20 protein-coding genes are annotated in these 22,092 nt (G+C 67.8%); 10 read left to right on the top strand and 10 right to left on the bottom strand.

The window, feature by feature from the left end; translation table 11 throughout:
• Positions 1-6: 6 nt before the first annotated feature.
• The 8 genes from R3E10_01690 to R3E10_01725 form a co-directional block, all read right to left on the bottom strand.
• On the bottom strand, positions 7-702 hold the full coding sequence (locus R3E10_01690) for a sugar transferase (protein MEZ4414443.1): 696 nt from the start codon (positions 700-702) through the stop codon (positions 7-9).
• Between the two features lie 269 nt (positions 703-971).
• Positions 972-2,786, bottom strand: coding sequence for a diguanylate cyclase (locus R3E10_01695; protein ID MEZ4414444.1), 1,815 nt, complete (start codon positions 2,784-2,786; stop codon positions 972-974).
• Positions 2,787-2,993: 207 nt separating this feature from the next.
• Positions 2,994-4,034: a glycosyltransferase gene (locus R3E10_01700; GenBank protein ID MEZ4414445.1), complete on the bottom strand. Its 1,041-nt coding sequence runs from the start codon at positions 4,032-4,034 to the stop codon at positions 2,994-2,996.
• Complete coding sequence (locus R3E10_01705) at positions 4,031-4,666, bottom strand: polysaccharide deacetylase family protein (GenBank protein ID MEZ4414446.1); 636 nt, start codon at positions 4,664-4,666, stop codon at positions 4,031-4,033. The genes R3E10_01700 and R3E10_01705 overlap by 4 nt, the downstream gene beginning before the upstream one ends.
• A 111-nt stretch (positions 4,667-4,777) precedes the next feature.
• Entirely contained in the window at positions 4,778-5,752 is a 975-nt protein-coding gene (locus R3E10_01710; protein ID MEZ4414447.1) for a GDP-mannose 4,6-dehydratase, read from the bottom strand.
• Positions 5,749-7,008, bottom strand: a complete 1,260-nt coding sequence (locus tag R3E10_01715) for a glycosyltransferase family 4 protein (protein MEZ4414448.1) — start codon at positions 7,006-7,008, stop codon at positions 5,749-5,751. The genes R3E10_01710 and R3E10_01715 overlap by 4 nt, the downstream gene beginning before the upstream one ends.
• Positions 7,005-8,177, bottom strand: a complete 1,173-nt coding sequence (locus tag R3E10_01720) for a glycosyltransferase family 1 protein (protein ID MEZ4414449.1) — start codon at positions 8,175-8,177, stop codon at positions 7,005-7,007. Before R3E10_01720 ends, R3E10_01715 begins: the two co-directional genes overlap by 4 nt.
• An 18-nt stretch (positions 8,178-8,195) precedes the next feature.
• Positions 8,196-9,725: an NAD(P)/FAD-dependent oxidoreductase gene (locus R3E10_01725; GenBank protein ID MEZ4414450.1), complete on the bottom strand. Its 1,530-nt coding sequence runs from the start codon at positions 9,723-9,725 to the stop codon at positions 8,196-8,198.
• 616 nt (positions 9,726-10,341) lie between these two features.
• Between R3E10_01725 and R3E10_01730 the strand changes: the two genes are divergently transcribed.
• The 10 genes from R3E10_01730 (at position 10,342) to R3E10_01775 (ending at position 21,322) form a co-directional block, all read left to right on the top strand.
• The gene (locus tag R3E10_01730; GenBank protein MEZ4414451.1) at positions 10,342-11,739 is read left to right on the top strand and encodes an FAD-dependent oxidoreductase; all 1,398 of its coding nucleotides are present in this window, start codon (positions 10,342-10,344) and stop codon (positions 11,737-11,739) included.
• An 11-nt stretch (positions 11,740-11,750) separates the two neighbouring features.
• Positions 11,751-12,743, top strand: coding sequence for a glycosyltransferase family 2 protein (locus R3E10_01735; GenBank protein MEZ4414452.1), 993 nt, complete (start codon positions 11,751-11,753; stop codon positions 12,741-12,743).
• A gap of 1 nt (position 12,744) precedes the next feature.
• Positions 12,745-13,737 (top strand): lysylphosphatidylglycerol synthase transmembrane domain-containing protein, encoded by a 993-nt coding sequence (locus R3E10_01740; GenBank protein ID MEZ4414453.1) that lies wholly within the window; start codon positions 12,745-12,747, stop codon positions 13,735-13,737.
• Between the two features lie 28 nt (positions 13,738-13,765).
• A complete protein-coding gene (locus tag R3E10_01745; GenBank protein MEZ4414454.1) occupies positions 13,766-14,830 on the top strand; it encodes a Gfo/Idh/MocA family oxidoreductase in 1,065 nt (354 codons plus the stop codon).
• Positions 14,831-14,836: 6 nt separating this feature from the next.
• On the top strand, positions 14,837-15,754 hold the full coding sequence (locus R3E10_01750) for a glycosyltransferase (GenBank protein ID MEZ4414455.1): 918 nt from the start codon (positions 14,837-14,839) through the stop codon (positions 15,752-15,754).
• Between the two features lies 1 nt (position 15,755).
• Complete coding sequence (locus R3E10_01755) at positions 15,756-17,270, top strand: hypothetical protein (protein ID MEZ4414456.1); 1,515 nt, start codon at positions 15,756-15,758, stop codon at positions 17,268-17,270.
• Positions 17,271-17,351: 81 nt separating this feature from the next.
• Entirely contained in the window at positions 17,352-18,386 is a 1,035-nt protein-coding gene (locus R3E10_01760; protein ID MEZ4414457.1) for a glycosyltransferase family 2 protein, read from the top strand.
• A 10-nt stretch (positions 18,387-18,396) separates the two neighbouring features.
• Positions 18,397-19,275: an NAD-dependent epimerase/dehydratase family protein gene (locus tag R3E10_01765; GenBank protein ID MEZ4414458.1), complete on the top strand. Its 879-nt coding sequence runs from the start codon at positions 18,397-18,399 to the stop codon at positions 19,273-19,275.
• The gene (locus R3E10_01770; GenBank protein MEZ4414459.1) at positions 19,272-19,712 is read left to right on the top strand and encodes a hypothetical protein; all 441 of its coding nucleotides are present in this window, start codon (positions 19,272-19,274) and stop codon (positions 19,710-19,712) included. The genes R3E10_01765 and R3E10_01770 overlap by 4 nt, the downstream gene beginning before the upstream one ends.
• Complete coding sequence (locus R3E10_01775) at positions 19,709-21,322, top strand: GMC oxidoreductase (protein ID MEZ4414460.1); 1,614 nt, start codon at positions 19,709-19,711, stop codon at positions 21,320-21,322. The genes R3E10_01770 and R3E10_01775 overlap by 4 nt, the downstream gene beginning before the upstream one ends.
• A gap of 27 nt (positions 21,323-21,349) precedes the next feature.
• On the opposite strand, the gene R3E10_01780 is transcribed toward R3E10_01775, so the two are convergent.
• Both R3E10_01780 and R3E10_01785 read right to left on the bottom strand, forming a co-directional pair.
• On the bottom strand, positions 21,350-21,643 hold the full coding sequence (locus R3E10_01780) for a hypothetical protein (protein MEZ4414461.1): 294 nt from the start codon (positions 21,641-21,643) through the stop codon (positions 21,350-21,352).
• Positions 21,644-21,666: 23 nt separating this feature from the next.
• Positions 21,667-22,053, bottom strand: coding sequence for a hypothetical protein (locus tag R3E10_01785; protein ID MEZ4414462.1), 387 nt, complete (start codon positions 22,051-22,053; stop codon positions 21,667-21,669).
• Positions 22,054-22,092 lie beyond the last annotated feature (39 nt).

A 22,092-nucleotide genomic window follows, 5' to 3' on the forward strand; every position in this document is an offset into this window, starting at 1 on the left:
CGACGCTCAGATACTGCCTCGCCGCAGGAGCATGACCGGGATCGTCCGCAGCATGATCCGGAGATCTTGGCCTGCGGAGCGCTGCTCGATGTATTCGAGATCGAGGTGGATCTTGCGTCGTACGTCGTCCAGGGACTGATCGTACGAGTGGTTGACCTGCGCCCATCCAGTGATGCCCGGGAGCACGCGGTGGCGGCCGTTGTAGCGTGGCAAGCGTGCGCGCAGGGCCACCGCGATGTCCGGCTGCTCGGGCCTCGGGCCCACGAGGTTCATGTCGCCACGCAAGACGTTGAACAGCTGCGGCAACTCGTCGAGCCGGTATTTCCGCAGGATCCGGCCAACGGGGGTGATGCGCGGGTCGTCCGGTGTGGCCCACACCTGTGGAGCGGCCTCCGCCACGCGCATCGTCCGGAACTTGTAGATCCGGAACAGCCTCCCACCGTAGTCGACGCGCCGTCGAGCCCGACCGGGTCCGTCCACGACGGTATGCCAGTCGCGCTCGCGCTCTCTGCGGTCGAGGCCGACCCGGAGTTGCGTGAAGATGATCGGTCCCGGGGAGGTGAGCTTGACCAGCACCGCCACCAGCACCATGAGCGGCGCGGTCAGCAGGAGGAGGGTGCTCGCAGCGGCGACGTTCAGGACTCGCCGAGCGCGCTCGCGGAACGCAGCGCGACGGCGGGACTCCCGTGCGCTACGCGCCACACGGTCCTTCTCCCGGGGCCGGGGAAGGACGATCGGAGGGCGCTCTGGGAACCAACCGCCACGGGGGCGGGGCTCGAGGGTCCGTTCTTGGGCGCTCAGCACGAGCCGAACTCACTTCGGGGGAGACACGACGATCCGGCCCGTGGTCGGCCCCGTTCGGGGCATCGGCGCCGGGGCGGATCGACGAAACCAGGAAAACTACGACGACGAACCATTGATACGGCGAAAATGACGCTGTGTCAACGGTTTGGGGAAACCGGGCCCGGTGCTCAGCCGGCGGGGAGCGCCACGGCGGGCTCGCGGAGGGCCTCGAAACGCCTCTCGATCTCAGGGGCGGCCCGCTCCAACAGCGCTACGACGGCCGGGTCGAAATGGCGGCCGGCCTCTTCCCGGATCGTCTGGACAGCTTCGGCGAACGTCAGCGGCGGCCGGTAGCGCCGATAGGTGGTCATGGCGTCCAGGGCGTCCGCCACCGCACAGATGCGGGCCTCCAGGGGGATCGAGCGGCCCACCAGGCCATCCGGGTACCCGCTGCCGTCCCAGCGTTCGGCGTGCCAGCGGACCACGGCAGCTGCAGGCGAACCCGGGAGCAAGGTCGCCACCAGGCTCTGGCCCACGACTGGATGGCGGTGGATCAGTCGAACCTCCTCGACGGTGAGGGGCAGGACCTTGTTCAGGAGGGCCGCTGGCACGGAGGCGCGCCCCAGATCGTGCAGTCGACTGCCCAGGCCCAGGGCGTCGGGGTCGGGAGGGGGGGCGCCGCCCTCGACCCAGTGGTCTCCCAGGATCTTCGCGGCGGTCTCAACGCGGCGCCCATGCCCCCACCCGTACTCCTCCCGGGCCTCGATCTCGTCCGCCATCTGGAGGAGGAGGCCTTGCCGGGCTCCGAGACGTTCGCCTTGCCGACGCCCATGGAGCGGGCGACGGGCCGCGAGCATCTCGGAGAGGGCCTGCCGCAGAGCCACGGCGGCAACGGGCTGGATCAGGTAGCGGTCGGCCTGGGCTTCGACTGCCATGACGATCGAGTGCTCGTCCAGCGGCTCCGAGAGGGCGAGCACCTGCACGTGTGGCCAGCGGGCCTTGAGGGTCTGGCAGAGCCGGGCCCCGCTCCCTTCACCGAGCTTGAGGTCCACGATCGCCAGATCCGGCGGGGCGTCGATGACGCCGATGGCGTCGGTCCGGGTCTCCGCCGGGAGGGCCGTGAACCCGTCCTCTCTCAGCATCTCCAGAAGGGCGCGCCGCCGCTCGCCTTCGGTGTGGACGACCAGGACCGAGCGGTCGGCGCCCACGGGGCCCAACGTCGGCGGCGGTACGTTGGGGGCATCCTCGCCGGTCCGGGTCGGCTCGACCTCCGATCCGAAGACCCGTACGCAGTCCCGTCCGTCCCGTTTGGCTCGGTACAGGGCATGGTCGGCGGCCGCCAACAGGTCGTCGACGTCCTTCATGGCCGGATGGTAGACGGCCACGCCGGCTGACGCCGTCAGCGGATGGTCCGAGAAGCGCACCGACCCCAGCGCTCGTCGCACGCGATGCGCGAAGGTGGAGGCGCCCTCGGCGGAGGAATCGCAGAGGACGCACAGGAACTCCTCGCCGCCCATCCGGGCGCTGAGGTTCATCCGGCGCGTGTTGTCGCGCAGCACGTCGGCAAAGGCCCTCAACGCCAGGTCTCCAGTGCCGTGCCCCAACTCGTCGTTGAACTGCTTGAAGTGGTCGAGGTCGAAGAGGACCACGCAGAGCACCGCGCCGCGCTCGGCCGCGGCGAAGTGGCTCTCCAGGAAGGTCAGCGCGTGCCGCCGGTTGGGCAGGCGCGTCAGGTTGTCCGTGAGGGCCATGGTCTCGGCTCGGACCAGGTCCTGCCGGAAGCGGGCGCCCAGGACCGTGAGCACCGCCGTCAGGGTGGCCAGCGATACCAGCCAGGCTGCAGCTTCGGAAAACAGGGCGCCGCCGGAGGCGACGTTGGTGGCGGTACCGGAGAGAAGGGCGGCGAACACCCCCAGGAGCGTGCCGCGGGGCCCCCTAAGGTACCCGAGCAGCAGGGCGGGGAGAATGACCAGCGCGCCGCTGATCGGCTCCAGGTCAGGCACGCCTCGCCGAGAAAGCGCTCCGAGCGCCGGGGGGAGCAAGAATGCGAGCAGTGACAGGACGACGAAACCCGCCGCCCGCGGCGCTTCATCTCCGTTGTTTCGCATCCTACCCCGAGTCGGGGATGGTCTCCCCACGACGTTGGGCGCGCCCGCCCTGGGCACGCACTCCCCGTTGATGGGGCAGACTCCATGCCAGAAGCGCCGGCCTCAGGCGGGGGTGGGTCGGTCGGCTTCCCGCTGGGCGGCGGAGCGATGGCGCAGATGGCCCAGGATTCCGAGGGCAGCCGCCACCGCGTTGAGGAGATAGTAGAGGATCTGCATGGGGATCACCCGCATCGCGAACCCCCAGCCGCGCACGCCGGCGAACCACCGCAGGAGCGCGTGGTTCCAGAGGGTCAGGGCGGCCAGGCCAGCGAGCCCGGTGGCCGCCAGGGGCCACAGGCGGAGGATCGTGCCCAGCACCAGCGCCAGTAAGGAACCGGCGGCCAGCGCCGTGCGCGTCTTTTCGGTGGCGTCCACGTTCAGGGTCGCGCGACTGGAGTTCCCTCTCTCCAGAAGCAGCCGCATCCAGGGAATGCCCCGGTCCCGCAGGTCCGTCCGCAGCATCCCGGACCAGGTCCAATGCTTCAGGTGCTTGCACTCGACCGCCGGATCCAGCCGGATCTTCCCGCCGGCATCCCGCAGGCGATAGCCCAGCTCGATGTCCTCGATCTGCGGTCGCGGGAAGCGGCGCGCGTCGAAGCCGCCCACGGCGCGGAATGCCTCCGTGCGCACCGCGCCGCAGCCGGCCCAGAAGGTCTCGGCCTCCCCGGCCGTGCGGACGTGGTGATAGCGATGGAGCAGGTTGCGGTATTCGGACAGGAACCCCTGGGCGGCCGGTTCCTCGTCATAGGATCCGAAGAGGGCGACCAGGGCGGGATCGCGCTCGAAGTCCTCCACGACACGAGCGAGCGTGTGCGGCGAGACACACACGTCGGAGTCGACGAAAAGGACCACGGGTGCCCGCGCCCGCTCCACCCCGCGGTTCCGGGCCAGGCCTGGACCGCCCGGGCGGGGTCCCAGCCGGATGACGTCGTCCGCCCAGCGGCCGGCCAGCTCGGCCGTGCCGTCGGGGCTGGCGTCGTCCACCACGATCAGCTCCCAGGCCTCCCGGGGCAGGTCGCTGGCCAGCAGGGCCTCGGCACACTGAGGAAGCACCGTCTCGGCTCGGTGGGCCGGCACGACGACGCTGAGGCGGGGGCCGCTCATCCCCGGCCCCCCACCACGCGCCGCAGCGAGCGCAACCGGTCACGCCAGCGCACCCAGGCGAGGAAGCTGCGGGAGCCGAAGGACTGCAGTCGGCGCGCGTCCCGGAAGTAGAAGGCGTCCAGGCGCGGGAGGTCCATAGGATCCGGCGTCCCTTCGAGCACGGCGAAGCGTGTGGTGCAGGCCAGCCGGTAGAGGCGGCGGGCTTGGTCGCGCACCCGCTCGTCGGCGTCACCGTACGGATAGGCGAGCGCGAGCGGCCGCGCCCCGGTTCGGGCCGCAAGCTCCTCCCGGGCCTCGAGCAGCTCGTCCTCGACTTGCGCCGCGCCGCACCGCGTCAGGTGGGGGTGGGTGACGGTGTGCGCGCCCAGGGTCACGCCGCTGCTGACTGCGGCCTCCAATCCGTCCCAGTCGAGCAGGGGAAGCGAGGGAATGCCCGGCTGGGCGTGTCCTCCCCAATCGTTCGTTGCGCCGACGTGGCCGGTGGGCACGAAGAGGGTGGAGGGCAAGTCCAGGTCCCGCAGCACCGGAAGCGCTTCGGTCGTGAAGTTCGCGAAGGCGTCGTCGAAGGTGAGGGCCACCGCGTCCTCGTCGTCGCCCAGCGCGGGGATCTCCTCCAGGGGCACCACTCTCACCGGCCCACCCTGCAGCCACTGGCAGTGATATCGAAAGACCTCAGGAGACAAAGAGATAGGCGATCCTGTCTCATCCAATGAGTGATACGTAAGGATCGCGCGCATCGTGGCTCAAGCCGAGGCCATTCGGGAGCGTTCGTAGGCGACCACGTCGCGGATGATGGTGGCGAGCGGAGTGGAGGGCCGGAACCCGATGGTGCGCTCCAGCTTCGTTGTGTCCGGCACCCGACGCAGCATGTCCTCGAAGCCCTCCGCGTAGGCTTCGGAGTAGGGGACGAGTCGGATCTCCGATCCGGAGGCCGCCTCCTCGCGGACCCGCTCGGCCAAGCTGCGGATCGTGATCTCCTCGGCCGCGCCGATGTTGAAGATCTGACCGATCGCCGACGGTGCCTCCATGAGTCGCAGAACGGCCTCGACCGTGTCACGCACGTGCCCGAAGCAGCGCGACTGCTCTCCGGTTCCGTACACGGTCAGTGGTTCACCGCGCAGCGCCTGCTGCGCGAAGTTGGGGAGCACCATCCCGTAGCGGCCGGTCTGTCCGGGGCCCACGGTATTGAAGAAGCGACAGAGGATGACGGGCACCTTGCGCTCGCGGTAGTAGGCGAGGGCGAGCCACTCGTCCAGCGCCTTGGAGCAGGCGTAGGCCCAGCGCGAGTGCGTGGTCGGTCCCAGGGTGATGTCGGCGTCCTCCTGGAAGGGGATCAGTGTGCTCTTCCCGTAGACCTCCGACGTGGATGCCACCACCACCGGCTTCTGCTTGATGCTGGCGGCGTCCAGAACCACTTCGGTGCCGCGCACGTTGGTCTCGATGGTGTGGACCGGGCGCTCCACGATCAGCCTCACCCCGACCGCGGCCGCCAGATGGACGGTCACGTCCGACTGATCGACCAACTCCCTTACCAGGGGGGCGTCCGTGCAGCAGCCGATCCGATAGTGGAACCTCGGTGCGGGCACGAGATCGTCGATGTTGCGCATCGAGCCGGTGGACAGGTCGTCCAGCACCCACACCTCGTCGCCGCGGGCGATCAACGCGCGGGCGAGATGCGATCCGATGAACCCCGCGCCTCCCGTGATGAAGACCCTCATCCTGCCTCCAGAGATCGGACGATGGACGTGTGCCCTGTGCGCCGGGCCGTCCGGCGGACAATGTCCAGGTACCGGGGAACCGCAGCGGACTCCACCCAGTGTTCCAGATAGGCCTGGTACCCGGCCTCCCCGAGCTGCTTGCGACGGTCCGGATCCGCCTGCACCCGGGCCATCGCCGCTACGAGCTCGTCCTGCGTGTCGAACACCTCTCCCCCCCCGGAGCGCTGGATGATCTCCGGAAAGGGTCCAAGCCGGCGCGCCAGTACCGGGGTCCGATACTTGAACGCCTCGATGATGATGATGCCGAACGTCTCGAAGCACACCGAAGGCACGATCAGTGCCAGGGCGTTGCGGTAGTACCGCTCCAACTCGTCCTGCGCCAGCCGCCCCAGGAAGTGGACCCGGGGGTTCCCCTCCGCCAGGGAGCGCAACTCGGCCCCATACTCCCCGTCGCCCGCGATGACCAGATCCGCATCCGGGTAGGACTGGAACAGCGGGATGACGTCGTCGAGGCCTTTGATCTTCTCCAGGCGCCCCACGAACAGGAAATAGGGCCGGGTGTGGGGAGACGTACCGCCAGTGGGGGCGTCATCCGGCTGGGGATCGGGGAGGAAGTAGTTCAGGACCTCCATGTCCTGGGAGAACCCGAATTCGTGGTGCTTGTCCCGACTGAAGTCCGAGACGGCGATGAAGGCATCCACATGACGCGCGGCGCGCTCGAGCGCACCCGTGTATCTCCACAGCTGGGGAGGTCGGCGGTAGTGCAGACTGCAGCGGAGGCACTGACGCCCGGTGCAGCGCTCCCGACCGTGTCTCCACAGCACATGCATGGGGCAGACGAGCCAGTGCTCGTGGGCCATGTAGAGGCGCAGGGCGTCGCCGCCATAGTGCAGCAGTCCCGGGCCCCCGATGAGCGATACGTTGTGGAAGTTGACCACATCGAACCGACCCGCGGCCAGCAGCTGTCGAATGCGGCCCCCGTTCACGACCGGACGGCCGGTCTGTTGGGTGAGCAGGCAGGAGAGCGTGCCCAGACGGCTACGCAGCGGCACGACCTCCACGCCGTCCTCCGGAGTGCCCGGCCGGCCTGGAGGACCGTGGTTCAGCATCTCGAACGCGTCTGCGTCGTAGATCACCGTGACATGGTGCCCGTGACGCACCAGCCCCCGCGCCAGTCGCTGAATGCCGATGCCGTCCCCACCGAAGTTGTGCGGCGGGTAGAAGGTGGTGAGGAACGCGAAGCGGAGCGCGCTCACGCTGCCGCCTCCTCCAAGGAGGCGAGCGCGCGCTGGGCGCCTTCGCGCCACGAAAGCGCCTGGGCCCGCTGTAGCGCCGTTCGTCCCAATTCATCGCGGAGTCCCGGATCCTCGAAGAGTTCCTGCAGCGCCAGACGCAGGGACCGTTCGTCCCCCGGGTGTACGAAGCGTCCCCCTCCGGAGAGCAACTCCGGCAGCGGGCTCTCAGTGGTGGCGATGACGGGGCATCCGCAGGCTGCTCCCTCCACGGCGGGTAGGCCGAAGCCCTCGCATGCCGACGGCAACACCACCGCAACGGCACCCGAATGCAGAAGGGCCAACTCCTCGTCCGGGAGGAATCCCGTCCAGCGGACCCAAGCGGCCGAACCCTCGCGCTCGATGGTGCTGCGGATCAGTCCGCCGGCGCCGTGGAAGACATCGGACGCTTCTCCGCCCACCAAGAGGAGGAAGGGCGGATGCTCCTCGCGGCGACACAGCCCTGCGTGGGCGCGCACCAACACGTCGACGTTCTTGTGGGGATTGAATCCGCCCACGTAGGTGAACCAGCGGTCGGAGGGGCCCAGACCCAGACGCGCCGCGGCGTCGGCCACGTCTCTCGGGTCCGCGGGCCGGTACGCTTCGGCAGCGCCCTCCTCGGTGACGTCGATCCGGTCCGGATCGAGGCCCAGCCGCTGGGCCAGGTCCCTCCTGGAGAAGTCAGAGACGGTCAGTACTCGGCGCGACTGGCGAATGGCGAGGGCTACCTTGGCGTTCCAGAAGAGCCGGGCGCGCCGGGTCGCGAACGTCAGATCCGGAAAGCGCTCGGCGATGGCGTCGTGGATGGTGACGACCGCAGGGAGATCCAACGGCAGGGGGAAATACGTGTAGACGGATGGAAAGAAGAAGACGTCCAGCGGCTCGGTCGCCGCGGCGTGGGTCATGCGCAGCAAGTCCAAGGGGCTGCGATACCCCTCTGCCGAAGCGGCCTGGGTGGGCGCCTCGGCCAGGCCCACGCGCTTGCGGCGCACCCGGGGCCCTTGCAGGTCGAAGCGTTCGTCCGAAGCCGCATCCAGGAAGAACACGAACTCGTGATCGCTGGGAAGATCGACGAGGTGCTTCAGCAGTTCACGAGTGAACCGTCCATAGCCGCGGGCATTGGCCCAACAGGTGGCGTCGATGCCGATCCGCACGGCTGGGGTGCCGTCGGATCAGGAGTGCGCCAGGTGGGCGCTCGAGCCGTCGTGGCGACGCTTGGCAGATGGCCGCGCGCCACGCCGCTGGACGGCCGCACCGGACTCACTCGCACGAGAGGCCGTGACCTCGGGATCTTCCAGGCGCTGCTCTTCGTGGTATTCGAAGTCGGTGTTCACGGCCCAGATGTCGTGGTCCGCGCCGAACATGTTCCAGACGGTCATCATGGCCGTCAGCATGGAATGATCCTGATTGTTGTACTTGTGCATGCCGTTCCGCCCCACCGTATGCAGGTTGGCGATGGGGTCGATGTAGGCACGCAGCGTATCGACGTGATCGCTGTACGTGGAGTCGTAGATGGGGTAGGCCTTGGGCATGCGGATCACGGTTCCGTCCTCGACCCTGGCGCCCTTCGAAACTCCGATCTCCCCCAGCTCGCGCGTGGCCAGCTCGATCAGGTCGGAATCCGATGATGCCCACAGCCCGTCGCCCTCGAAACAGAAGTACTCGAGGCCCAGGCAGGTCTTGCCCTCGACGGGAAGCAGGTGCTTGCTCCAGTTGTTGAAATTCTGGATGCGCCCGACCTTCACGCCCGGCGTGTGGATGTAGATCCAGTTGTCGGGGAACAGGTCGTCCTTGTCCAGCATCAGAGCCACAGTCAGGAAGTCCCGATAGCGCAGGCCATCGGCGGCCGCTCGCGTCTCGGTGGGGACCATCGGGTCCAGGCTCCACACCAGGTTGCGTAGCGGCATGCTGCTGATGACGTGGTCGCATTCGATGCGACGCTCGCCGTCCGCAGAGCGCACGTGCACAGCGACGGCACGCCGGACTCCGTCCTCGTCCTCCTGCGTTTCGACCTGCGTGGCCCGGTGTTCGAGCAGGACCTCGTTCCCCATCGCGCGGATGCGCTCCGCGCAGGTCTCCCACATCTGCCCCGGGCCCAGCCGCGGGTATTGGAACTCGTTGATCAGCGTCTTGATCTTGGTGGAGCGCTTGTTCAACGACGCGGCGGAGAGAATGGCTTTGGCCAGGGACAGCCCCTGGATGCGCTGCGCGGCCCACTCGGCGCGGATCTCGGTGCAGGGCAATCCCCACACCTTCTCCGTATAGGTCTTGAAGAACGTCTCGTAGAGCTTCTTCCCGAATCGGTTCGTCACCCACTGCTCGAAGTTCTCCTCCACCTCGTAGGGCCGGAAGTGCCACTTGAGGTAGCTCACGAGCATCATGAAGGCGCGAAAGGGCCCCAGGCCCAGGAGCGCGTTGGACGCTTTGAGCGGGTAGTCGAAGAACTTCCCGTCGTAGTGGATCCGGGAGAGGCGCGGCACGGAGATGAACTCGGGGCCGAGGATCTCCTTCCAGATCTCTTCGACGGGTTCGATCTTGGTGAAGAAGCGATGTCCCCCGATATCGAATCGGTAGCCCTTGTATTCGGCCGTCTGGGAGATGCCCCCGAGGATGTTGTCTCCCTCGAGAACCGTGACCTTGCAACCGCGCTTGGAAAGGAGGTAGGCCGCCGTCAGCCCCGCCGGACCCCCGCCGATGACCACCGTATGGTCACCTGGCTTGTGGGGGGCCACGGCGCGCGGACCGCCCGAGGGCGCAACACTCGATTCGGGGGTGGGAGTTGGCCGGGCCATCGATGCTGGAACTCTCCGCTTTCGGGGCAGGGGACGAACCGCCGGATCCATCGCCGACGGGCCTCCCTTCGGGGCAAGGACCGGACCAACCCGGGCGTCTCGACAGAAACGCGGAAAAGCCCCGTCAAACCGGTCACTCGACCGTCAGGGTGGCACTCCCTCGGGGCCTCCATCGGGTCGCGGGGCCGCGACAAGGGGTGCGCAGCCGCAACAGGCGGGACGACTCGGGGGCGGGCCTCCCGGGGGTCATTCGGGCCGCGCCTCGGTGTGCCGTAATTCTGTCGGCAGGCGGGGCGTGCGGTCAAATCCTGTGGCCGCCGGGTGCCGAGGCTCGCGCGGTTAGTGAAGTCCAGGCCGCTGGCGGCACATCGGTTGCACCGCCCGGCGACCCAGGTCGCCACCCTGAACCGACTTCCTGGCGCGGCTCAGGGCCGTTCCGGGTAGTGGCCTCCGAGAGAGACCTCGGGGCTGGGCCGGATGGCCCGGCGAGCATGATCCACGGCAGCACCCAACGAGAGGAGACAGCGTGTCGCTACCCCATGTGGTCATCCTGGGCGGAGGCCCGGCTGGTGTCGGTGCCGCCTACCAGATCCACCGGGCCGGGAAGGGCCGCGCCACGCTGTTCGAGGCCAACGATGTCGTAGGCGGCAACGCCGGCAGCTTCGATGTGGACGGAGTTCGCGTGGACTTCGGGAGCCATCGGCTACACGCCGCCTGTGACCGTGAGATCCTGGCGGACATCCAGTCGATGCTGGGAGACGACTTCGGCTTCTTCGAGCGGCACGGGCGGATCCGCTTGCGTGGGCGCTGGCTTCATTTCCCACTGAAGCCTCTCGACCTCCTGCTCCGCCTGGACAAGCCCTTTGCGCTGGGAGCGTTCCGTGACATGGTCCGTCGGGCCCTGCCGGGCGGTCCACCCGAGGGCCAGACCTTCGCTTCGGTCCTCAAGGCGAATCTCGGGCCCACCATCTGTGACCACTTCTACTTCCCCTACGCCCGCAAGATGTGGGGCCTGCCCCCGGAGGAGCTTTCGGGGATCCAGGCCCGCAAACGGGTCACGGCCGGATCCTTCACCAAGCTCATCAAGCGGTTGGCCAAACCGCCCGGAAAGGGTGGCTACTACTACATGCGCAGGGGGTACGGCCAGATCAGTGAGGGCTACGCGGCGGAGGCGGAGCGTTTGGGGGCGGATCTACGCCTGGGCTGGAAGGTCGACCGCCTCTCGCGGCAGGGCTCGAAATGGGTGGTGGAGGCCACTCGCGGGGAGGAGCGGACGCGCGTCGAAGCCGACCAGGTGTGGTCCACGATCCCGGTCAGCCTGGCCGCCCGGATGATCGACCCGCCGCCGCCTGCGGAAGTACTGGAGGCGACAAGGCGTATCGACTATCGTGCCATGGTCTTGGCGTACCTGACGCTTGATGTCGATCAGTTCACGACCACCGACGCCCACTACTTCCCCGAGGAGAACGTCTGCTTCACCCGGCTCTCCGAGCCGAAGAACTACTTCCGCTCCACCGAACCGCGCGGCCGGACGGTCCTCTGTGCGGAGATCCCCTGCACACCCGATGACGACGTCTGGCGCATGGACGACGAGGCACTCGGAAGGAAGGTCGCGCAGGACATGGAGATCGCCGGGCTCGGACTTGCCCGACCGCCGATCGCGGTTCGCTCGCGGCGACTGCGTCAGGCCTATCCGATCTATCCGCTGGGGTACGAGGTTCCGCTCGACGTACTGCACCGCTGGATCGATGGCGTCGAAGGACTCCTGAGCTACGGACGCCAGGGGCTGTTCGCGCACGACAACACGCACCATGCGCTCTACATGGCCTACGCGGCGGTGGATTGCCTGGACGGCACCGGGTTCGACCGGTCCCGCTGGGATCGGTACCGTGAGGTGTTCAAGACCCACGTGGTGGAAGACTGAGGCGTGGCCCCATGAAGCTCGTCATCCAGATCCCCTGCTTCAACGAAGCGGAGACGCTCCCCGCGACGCTGGCGGACCTCCCGACCCAGCTGCGGGGAGTGGACGAGATCGAGGTCGTCGTGATCGACGATGGCAGCCGGGACGCGACCGCCGAGGTGGCGCGCGCCCACGGCGTTCGTCATGTGGTCAGCTTCCCCACGAACCTGGGCCTGGCCGCGGCGTTTCGAGCGGGTTTGGAGACGAGCCTGCGAGCTGGCGCCGACATCATCGTCAACACCGACGCCGACAACCAGTATCAGGCCAGCGACGTGCAGACGCTCATCGACCCCATCCTCGCAGGCCGGGCGGAGATCGTGGTGGGCGACCGGCGGCCCGGAGAGCTCCTGCACTTCTCCTGGATCAAGCGCCGCCTCCAGAACCTGGGAAGCTGGGTGATCGGGAAGGCGTCGGGACTGCACACGCCGGACGCCACGTCGGGCTTTCGGGCCTTCACGCGGAACGCCGCGCTGCACACCATCGTGCACGGCGGCTACTCGTACACGTTGGAAACCCTGATCCAGGCGGGCTCGCGTCGACGTGCGGTCGAGTTCGTGCCCATCCGCGTCAACCCGCAGACGCGCCCGTCCCGGCTCATGAAAAGCATGAGCCAGTACATCCGCACCTCGACGGTCGCGATCGTCCGCGCCTACACCACCTACCGGCCCATGCGTGTGTTCGGGTGGGCTGGCGCGCTGCTCATTCTGCTGGGCGTGGTCCCGGGAGTTCGGTTTCTCTACTTCTTCTTCGTAACCGGACAGCGCACCGGTCACATCCAGTCCCTGATCCTGACGGCGATCCTCGTCATCGTCGGTTTCCAGGTGCTGCTGATCGGGCTCCTGGCCGATCTGCTCAGCTCCAGCCGCAAGATTCTCGAGGAGCTGCTGTACCGGGTGCGGGTGTTGGAGATGGCGAGCCCCGAGACGGAGACCTCCGCCAGTGACGGTCTGGCGGACCAAGGGGACTAGGGTGACGGCCTCAGCACCCCCCGATGGAGCCCGGCCCCGGCGGGCGTGGCGACGCCTCGCGTTCCGCGTCACCGGCAGCGCGGTCATCCTCGCCGTCCTGCTCCTGGTGCTCCCCGTCGACGAGCTCAAGCAGGCGCTGGGACGGATCCCGCCTGCTGCCTGGGCGCTCGCGCTCGGCGCCTACCTGACGCTGCATCTGCTGGGTGTGACCAAGTGGCATTTGATGGTGAACGCAGCCGGGGGCGGCTTCCGATTCCCCGATGCCGTGCGGTGCTACTACTACGGGTTGTTCGGGAACACCTTCCTGCCGTCCCTGGTGGGAGGCGATGCCGTGCGCGCGGGGCTGGCCCTGAAGCTGGCCAAAGGCCGGGCGGGCCTGCTGCTCGGCAGCGTGTTGGACCGGATGCTCGATGTGGCCGGGTTGGCAGTCCTGGCTGCGGTCGGTGGCTTGCTGCTTCCCGGTGCCCTCACTCCTGAGTCGCGCCGTGTCTTCTGGTGGCTGGCCGGAGCAGGGATCGTTGTGGGCCTGACCGGACTCGCGCTCGTGGCGCTCCTTCCGGCCCGGCGCTTTCCCTTCCGAGTGCGCAGGGTTCTGGCTCGGGTGCGGGCAGCGGTCCGAGAGCTGGCCAAGCGCCCGATTCAGGTCGCCGTCGCCTTTTCCTTGGGGCTCACGCTCCAGGGGCTACTGGTCCTGTTGAATGCCTGGTTGGGCCATGCCTGCGGCATCGACATTGCCTTGAACGCATGGTTCTTCGCATGGCCCATGGCGAAGATCTCCGCGTTGGTTCCGGTGACCCAGGGAGGGATCGGCATCCGTGAAGCCGCCCTCTCGGCATTGCTGGCCCCGTTCGGGGTTCCCCCGGTCCTCGCCTTTGCGGCCGGCCTGGTGTTCCAGGCCGTGATTCTGAGTGGTGGGTTGGTGGGAGGGTTGATCGCATTCATCCTGGGGCGCAGACGCCGCCCCGTTGCGGCCCTCGCGGAGAGCGCCGCGTAGCCGAGATCGTCGAACTCGAGGAGCACACATGCGTTTTGGAGTGGTAGGAGCCGGCGTCATCGGCCAACTGCGAGCCCAGTCGGTGCGGGAGCATCCCGGCTCGGACCTCGTCGGCGTGTTCGACCCGGACCGCGCCGCTGCGCAGGCGGCCCTGCAGGGAAGTGGTGGGCGGGTCGCCGACTCGGTCGCGCAGCTCCTGTCCGAAGGGATCGATGCGCTGATCGTCTCCTCGCCGGTGCACTTCCACGAGGAGGCGTGCGTCGAGGCGTTGTCCGCGGGGGTCCACGTCCTCTGCGAGAAGCCGATGTCCAACTCGGTGGACTCGTGCCGGCGGATCGTCGAAGCGGCGGAGAAGTCGGGCCGCATTCTCGCCGTCGGCTTCAACCACCGCTACTACCCGTCCATGAAGTTCCTGAAGAGTGCCATCGACCGTGGCGCCATCGGCGCGCTGCAGCATGTGCGCGTCTTTGGAGGGCACGACGGGCTCCACAACTTTCGCGCCGACTGGCAGTACAAGGCGCCGGAGTCCGGAGGGGGTGCCATGATGGACGTCGGCATCCACATGACGGACCTGGCGCGCTATGTAGTCGGTGAGATCACCGACGTCTATGGCGTGATGTCCAACCGGGTCTGGAAGGTGGACGGCTCCGAGGACGATGCCGTGGCGGTGTTTCGCAGCCCGGAGGGAGTCCCGGTCTGGTACCTGGCCACCTGGAACGAGTGGCGCGGATACGGCTTTTACGTCGAGGCCTATGGGGACCTGGGGATGGTCCGGGGCTTCTACGCACCCATGCAGAATCTCCTCATCACGCACGAGCGTCCGGGGGGGCCGCGCAAGAAGGTCCGCAAGCTCTACCCCGAGATCATGATCCGTGAGAAGCTCAAGAGCTGGACGTCCACCGCCCTCATGTCGTTCAAGGACGAGCTGAACGACTTCCATCGCAGGGTTGCCGGCTCCGGCGGGGAAGCGCTCGCGGACGGCTACGCCGGTCTGCGGGCCGTGGAGGTGGCAGCGGCGGTGCGGACGAGTACCGAGACGCGTGAGGCGGTGCACCTGCCGGCGTTGGGCATGATGGCAGCGGCCAGCCGCTGAGGAGCCATGGACCGACCGGAGCTTACGGTGATCGTGACCATCGTCGAGGGAGGAGCAGCGTTGCGGCGTTGCCTGACCGCGCTCGCCGCTCAGGCCGATGCACCGTCCATGGAGGTGCTGGTCCCCTACGACTCCAACCTGCCCGGGGTGGAAGAGCAGGTACAGGGATGGAAAGGCGTGCGTGCCTTGGCCATGGGGACCATTCCCGTGAGCGCTCGGCACGAAGGCGGACAGCACGAGCTGTACGACCGTCGGCGGGCTCACGGGTTGAGACATGCGCAGGGCGCGCACGTGGCACTGATCGAAGACCGATCCGTGCCTCGCCCCGATTGGGCCCGGCAGTTGGTGAGCGCGCATCGGCGGTCGCCCGTGGGCGCGTTGGGCGGTGCAGTCGAGCCTCGCGTGGAGGGTCTGCTCGGTTGGGCGGTCTACTTCTGCGACTACGGTCGGTATCAGCTCCCCTTCGCGGCAGGGCCTCGAGCCCACGTCAGCGACGTGAACGTCTCCTATGCTCGTCCCATCCTGGAGTCCACCCGCTCCCTGTGGGAAGAGCGCTATCACGAGACCGTCGTCCATTGGGCCGTTCAGCAGGAAGGGCAGCCCCTGGTGTTGGATCCCAGTGTGGTGGTCGAGCACGGCCGCGTGCACATCGGCCTTCGTGCCGCGGTGGCCGAACGCTTCCACTGGGGACGGGTGTTTGGGTACACGCGCTCGCGCACCGACTCCGGTTTCTCCAGGCTCGTTCATGCGGCGGCAGCTCCAGTGCTGCCCCTGGTAGTCTGGACGCGGCTGCTCGTGCAGCGCCTGCAGAGACGTGGCCGTTCCCTGGGACGGTTCCTCGCGGCCACTCCCGCCATCCTGGTCTTTCTCGTGGCCTGGGCCGCCGGGGAAGCGACGGGCACGGTCACCGGACGGAGCGTGTGAGATGCCAGTGAATCGAATCGATCTGGGATCGCGCCGGGCGGTGCAGATCTTCGTGGCTGCCTGGGTTCTGTTCAGCGCGTTCTTCGCCACGAACGTGGAGCGCGAGCACTACCCTGCATTCGCGCTGGTGGACCATCACGATCTACGCGTGGACGAGTACGCGGGCTTCCACCCGGACATCTTCGTCCACACGGACGGGCATGCCTACGTCGGCAACAACGTCATCACGTCCCTGTTCGCAGCGGTGCCACTCTATCTCCTGGATGCTCCGCTCGACTTCCTGGAGATTCGGCGGCGGAGCACCCTGGGCGCCGGAGAGGCGCCGAGCGGGGAGTACCGGACCTACGACAACCACCCCAACCGCAAGGCCTTCTTCGAGCGGGTGACGCAACAGGGTCTGGACCTCCGCTTTGGCGGGGCCACCGCCATCACGACGGGGCTCTTCATGGCTCCCCTGTCGGCGCTGATGCTGGTGCTGTTCTTCCAGATGCTTCGAGGCCGCGGCCTGTCCGAGGGCAGAGCCACCACGTATGCGTTCCTGCTCGGGTTCGCCACGCCGATCTTCTTTCGCACCTCGGCGTTGAGCCACAACATGGTGACGATGTACGCGACCTTCGGGGCGTTCTGGCTGTTGTGGCCGCGTGAGGCCGGAGCGCCGGCTTCGTTGGGCCGCAGGACCTGGGCAGGTCTCCTTGCGGGCATCGCCCTGGCTACCGACTACAGCGGTGTGGTGCCGTTGCTGGCGCTCTACGGGTATCTGGTGGGAGTACGCTGGAAGGAAGTCGGGTTCTTGCGCTCCTTCCGGGAGTCGATCCCGTTCGTGCTCGGCAGCGTCCCGCCCGTCGCCTTTCTGCTGTTCTCGCAGTGGGCGATGTTCCGCAATCCGTTCCTTCCCGGGCAGTACTGGATGCCGGACGTCAGCTACACCGATCGGGGGTGGCGGGGATTCGCCTGGCCCGCGCCCGATCTCTTCCTGCTCAACCTGTTCTCCCCGCGGTGGGGGATGGTGCCCTTCGCGCCTCTCTTGGCGTTGGGATTGCTGCCTGCTTGGCGGTATGCTCGGGACAAGCTGGTGATACCGCGCCCGGAGCGGTGGTTCATCGCCGCCTTCGTCCTGGCCTACCTGGTCTTCTGCGCTGCCAATCAGTACTCACGCATGCAGTGGAACACAGGGTTCCGGTATCTACTGCCGATCGTGCCCTTCCTCTTCATGACGGCGGTGGATCATCTGCAGCGGCTGCCCCGCAACCTCCTCCGGGGGGTGGCTGCGGCGGCGTTGATCCATTCCTGGGTCATCGCCTCCGTTCGGGAGCAGGCTTTCAGTTCCTGGGCGATCCTGTTCAGGGACGGAGTGCAGCTACCCTGGCTCACAGTGCTGCGCATGACCCGGCCCGAGGGCACTCCCGTGCTTTCGAGTGCCTGGCTCCCACCGGTGCTCCTGACCCTTGTGGGACTGGCGACCTGGTGGATGTGGCGGCGGCTCGCCAGCACGACGGCGGGCGGGGGCGAGGTATAGCGAGGTGCGTGCTCCTTACACCATCCTGCGGGTCGGGAAGCCGATGTCGGACGTGATGCGGACCTATCGAGAGGAACGCCCATGAACGTGGACACCGAGGTTGCCTCCGGGCGGACCGAGACCAGGACCGAAGCAGGGGAGGGCGCTGGGCGCCTCCTCTCGGTCGTGGTGCCGGTCTTCAACGAAGAGCAGGTCATCCAGGCGTTCTACGACCGGGCCACCACGGCGCTGTCGACCATCCCGGGCTGGGACCTCGAGCTGGTGTTCGTGGACGACGGCAGCGCGGACCAGAGCTTCGCTCTGTTGAACGCCTTGGCCGGGCGCGACACGCGGGTGAAGGTGCTCAGGTTCTCTCGCAACTTCGGTCACCAGATCGCGATCACCGCTGGAGTCGATCACGCGAGCGGGGATGCGGTGGCAGTGATCGACTCCGATCTCCAGGACCCGCCTGAGGTCATTGCCGACATGGTCGCGAAGCTCGAGGAGGGCTACGACGTGATCTACGGCCAGCGGGTGGATCGGCAGGGGGAGACCCGGTTGAAGCTGTGGACCGCCGCGGCGTTCTACCGGCTGCTCAAACGTCTGGTGAAGATCGAGATCCCGGTCGACGTCGGCGATTTCCGCCTGATGAGTCGGCGAGCGGTGCTGGAGTTGCGCTTGATGCGCGAGAAGGACCGCTTTGTGCGTGGACTGGTGAGCTGGGTAGGGTTCAGGCAGACCGGCGTACCGTACCGGCGCGAAGCGCGCTTCGCCGGTGCCACCAAGTACCCGATGGGCAAGATGTTGAAGTTCGCGCTCGACGGCATCACCGCGTTCTCGACTGTCCCCCTGAAGCTGGCCACCTGGCTGGGCTACGCCGCGTCGGCCTTCGCCTTCGTGTATCTCGTCAGTGTCTTCGTGCAGAAAGCCGTGGGAGTCACTGTGGAGGGCTGGGCCACCATCATGGTGGCGATGCTTTTCCTCGGAGGAGTGCAGCTGATCTGCCTGGGGATCCTCGGCGAATACATCGGTCGCATCTTCAATGAGATCAAGCCGCGCCCCATGTACGTGGTGGCCGATCGCGTAAACCTGACGGCGGAGTCCGCGTCGGCGGGTGCGCCTCCACGGACGTTCTGACACGCCCCCCGTGAGCCTTCTTTGCGTGACGGGCGCCCGTGGTCTCGTGGGCCGGGCGCTGGTCGATCAGGCGGTCACCGCTCACACGCCCCTGCGGGCGCTCTCCCGCGCCGGGGGCCCCGCCCGCGACGGGGTCGACTGGGTCACAGGTGACCTTCGCCGCGGCGTCGGTGCGGCGGCCCTGTCCGGCGTTCAAACCGTGGTGCACCTCGCGGCCCAGACCGGCGCTGCCGCACCCGAGGCCTACGCTGAGGTGAACGTCGAGGGGACGCGGGCGCTGTTGGAGGCGGCCCGCACAGCCGGTGTGCGTCGCTTCGTCTTCGTCTCGAGCATCGCCGTTCGTTTCAGCTCCATCGCCGACTACCCGTACGCTGCCTCCAAGCTCGAGGCCGAGCGCCTCGTCCGTGCCTCGGCGCTGGAATGGGTGATCGTCCGCCCGACGCTGATCCTCGGACGCGGTGCGCCCAACCTGGACAAGCTGGCCGGCCTGGCCTGTCTGCCGATGGTCCCGCTTCCGGGCGGTGGCAAGGTGCGCCTACAGCCGGTCGATGTGCGGGATCTGGCAGCGGTGCTGTTGTTGGCGGAGCAGATGCCGGCCGGCCAGGTCCTGGAAGTCGGAGGCCCGCAAACGGTCAGCATGGCCGACCTGTTCCGCCGCATTCGAGTCGTCAAAGGGAAGGGGGGAGCCCCTCGGTTGCCCATCCCATTGGCCCCGCTGCGGCTGATGGCGGGACTACTGCGTGCCGTGCTGGGAGACCGCTCGCCCGTCACGGCGGCCCAGCTTTCGTCCTTCGTGGAGGATGCCGTGGCCGAGCCCCATCCCTGGGTAGCCGACCGCATGGCCGGCTTCCGTGACCTCGATACGACGCTGCGGGACGCCCTCGCATGACCCCCGCTGAGGATGCCGCGACCCTCGAGGATGAGTGCCGGATCCTGTGTCTCGCCCTTACGGGGGAGCCGGCCACTCCGGTGCTGATCGAGAAGTACAGGCTGGGCCACGGGCATCCTTCCTTTCAGCGGCCGTGGACAGCGTTGGACCAGGCGTTGTTGGGTACCGCTCGTCGCGGGCCGGGCTGGGCCCGGGTCGCCGACGCCTATGCCGCTCTGTTCGACCGACGGGGGTTGCTCCGTAGGAAGCTCGTGCTCCTCTTCGCGCTGGCAGAGACGCTTCCCCCTCATCACCGGGTGTTCGAGCAGGCACCGCTCGGGCGGCTGCCGGCCGCGTTGACGCTCGTCGGGGCGGGCGTCGCGGCGCTCTTCCGCTTGTCGGTCGGCGTCGTCCGCTTCGGGCCCTCGCATCTCCGCTCCCGGGCGACGACGCCATGAGCGGCGTCGTGGTGGTGGGCGCCGGACCGAGCGGGCTCCACTTCGCGCTGACGCTGCTTCGGCGAGGGGTGCGGGTGACGCTGCTCGACGTGGGCTTCACCGCACCGCCGCCTGCGCTCCCGCAGCGGGGAATGGTCGAGCTCAAAGAGGAGCTTCCCGATCCGGCCGGATACTTCCTGGGGGATCGGCTCGAAGGCGTGGTCCTCCCGGACGACGATTCCGAGTTCTACGGATTCCCGCCGGGAAAGCAGTACATCTTCGCACAGCCGCCGGGCGTCGAGGTTCGTAGCCAGGGCTTCGACCCACTGTTTTCATATGCGCTTGGGGGCTTGGCCGAGACCTGGACGGCGGGGTGCTACCCGCTGAATGAGGCGGAGCTGTCGGACTTCCCGGTGGCCCCCCACGACATGTTCGCGGCCTACGACGAGGTGGCGGGGCGCATCGGCGTCAGCGGAGAGGCCGACGACCTGGCCCGCTTCTTCCCTGTGCATGAACACCTGCAGCCGCCTTTGCCGCTGGATGAGCACTCGACGCGCCTCATGGCGGCGTACGGTCGGCGTCGCGGCCGTTTGCAGGCGCGCTTGCGGTGCTACATGGGGCGCACCCGGGTGGCCACGCTCAGTCGCCCGCTCGGAGAGAGGCCGGCGTGTGGCCGGCTGGGCCGCTGCCTGTGGGGATGTCCAACACACGCACTCTACACACCGTCGACCACGCTCGCGGAGTGCCGGCGCTATGAAGGCTTCGAGTATCGACCCGGTATTCGCGTGGATGCCCTGGAGCTGGACGGTCGCCGCGCCGTCGCGGTGGTGGGGGTCGAGGTGGAGACGGGCCGGCCCTGGCGGCTCCCCGCCGAGCGTGTCGCGCTCGCCGCCGGAACGTTGTCGAGCGCTCGGATCTTCTTGAGATCGCTGTTCCAACGAGACGGATCGGCTCCGGAGCTCACGGGCTTGATGGACAACCGCCAGGTCCTGGTTCCCTTCGTCAACCTGGGGATGTTGGGGCGTCGGTACGATCCACAGACCTATCAATACCATCTGCTCGGGATGGGACTGACGTCGGAGGACCCGCGCCACTACGTGCACTGTCAGATCACGACGCTCAAGACCGCGCTCCTGCACCCCGTGGCTCAACAGCTACCGTTCGCACTCGCGCATTCTCTGCGTGTCACCAACGTGCTGCACGCGGCGCTGGGCGTTGTCAACGTGAACTTCCACGACACGCGCCGCGCCGAGAATCGGGCTCGACTGGGTGCCCCGGACGCCTCCGGCCTGCCAGCGCTGGAGCTACAGTACGCGCCCCCGGCCGACGAGCCGGACCGCATGCGAGATGCACTCGGTCGGGTGAGACGGGCTTTGCGGGCGCTCGGATGCGTGGCGCCTGCGCGGATGATGCACGTGCGGCCCATGGGGGCCAGCGTGCACTACGCCGGCCTGCTGCCGATGCGGCGGGAGGTGCAGCCGCTCACCTCCTCCGCGGACGGGCGGAGCCACGACGTGGACAACCTCTATCTGGTGGACGGGATCACGTTCCCGTTCCTACCTGCCAAGAACGGCACCTTCACGCTGATGGCGAATGCCGTGCGGATCGCCGAGCGGGTAACCGAGGGGTGAGGGGAGGCGGCGGCGAGGAGGCCGTCCTCAGCCGACCAGACGGTTGTAGACGCTGCCGACGAGCCGACCCAGACCGTAGCCGATCACGAACATGTACACGAAGCCGATGAAGGCCCCCGCCCACGAGACGCGATAGCCCGGGAGGAAGATCCCGAGCAGGCTGAGGTGCTGGCCCATGTTGACTCCGCCCTTCAGCACCAGGAAGACCGTCGCGAAGAAGAGCCCGAAGCTCAACAGTAGTCCGAAGGCCCATCCCCAGGCCCGTTCATTCAGCTTCCGAAGCGCCAGCTCGAGCTCTTGCGCATCCTGCTCAGTAGACACCGGGTTCGCTCTCTGCAGGGGACTCAGATGTGGTCGAGGAAGTCGCGGGTCGCGGTCAACTCGGCGCGGGTTCGAGCCGCGAAGACCGACACGGCCAGGACGAGGTTCCGGACGAAGGCGATGAACCAGCCGATGACGGCGCCCACCAGGAAGCCCCAGGCGGCCCCGATGAACGCCCCCGCCCAACTCACGGTGTAGCCGTAGAAGTACTGGTTCAGGAGCCCGAGATCGAAGCCGGGGTCGGGAGAGCGCAGCAGGTACACCGCCGTGACCAGGAAGATCACCAGGCCGACGGCCAAGCCCACTGCCGTGCCGAGGGCCCGCTTGTGGAGGGGCGCGAAGGCCATCGCCAGCGTGCGAGGGATCTGATTGCCGTCGTTCGTCACGGGGTCCTGAGTCTGTGGGATCACGGCTCACCTACGCTCAATATCGGGAGCGGGGGGAGACGA

It is taken from the genome of Gemmatimonadota bacterium (assembly GCA_041390105.1).
GTDB lineage: Bacteria > Gemmatimonadota > Gemmatimonadetes > Longimicrobiales > Gaopeijiaceae > JAGQIF01.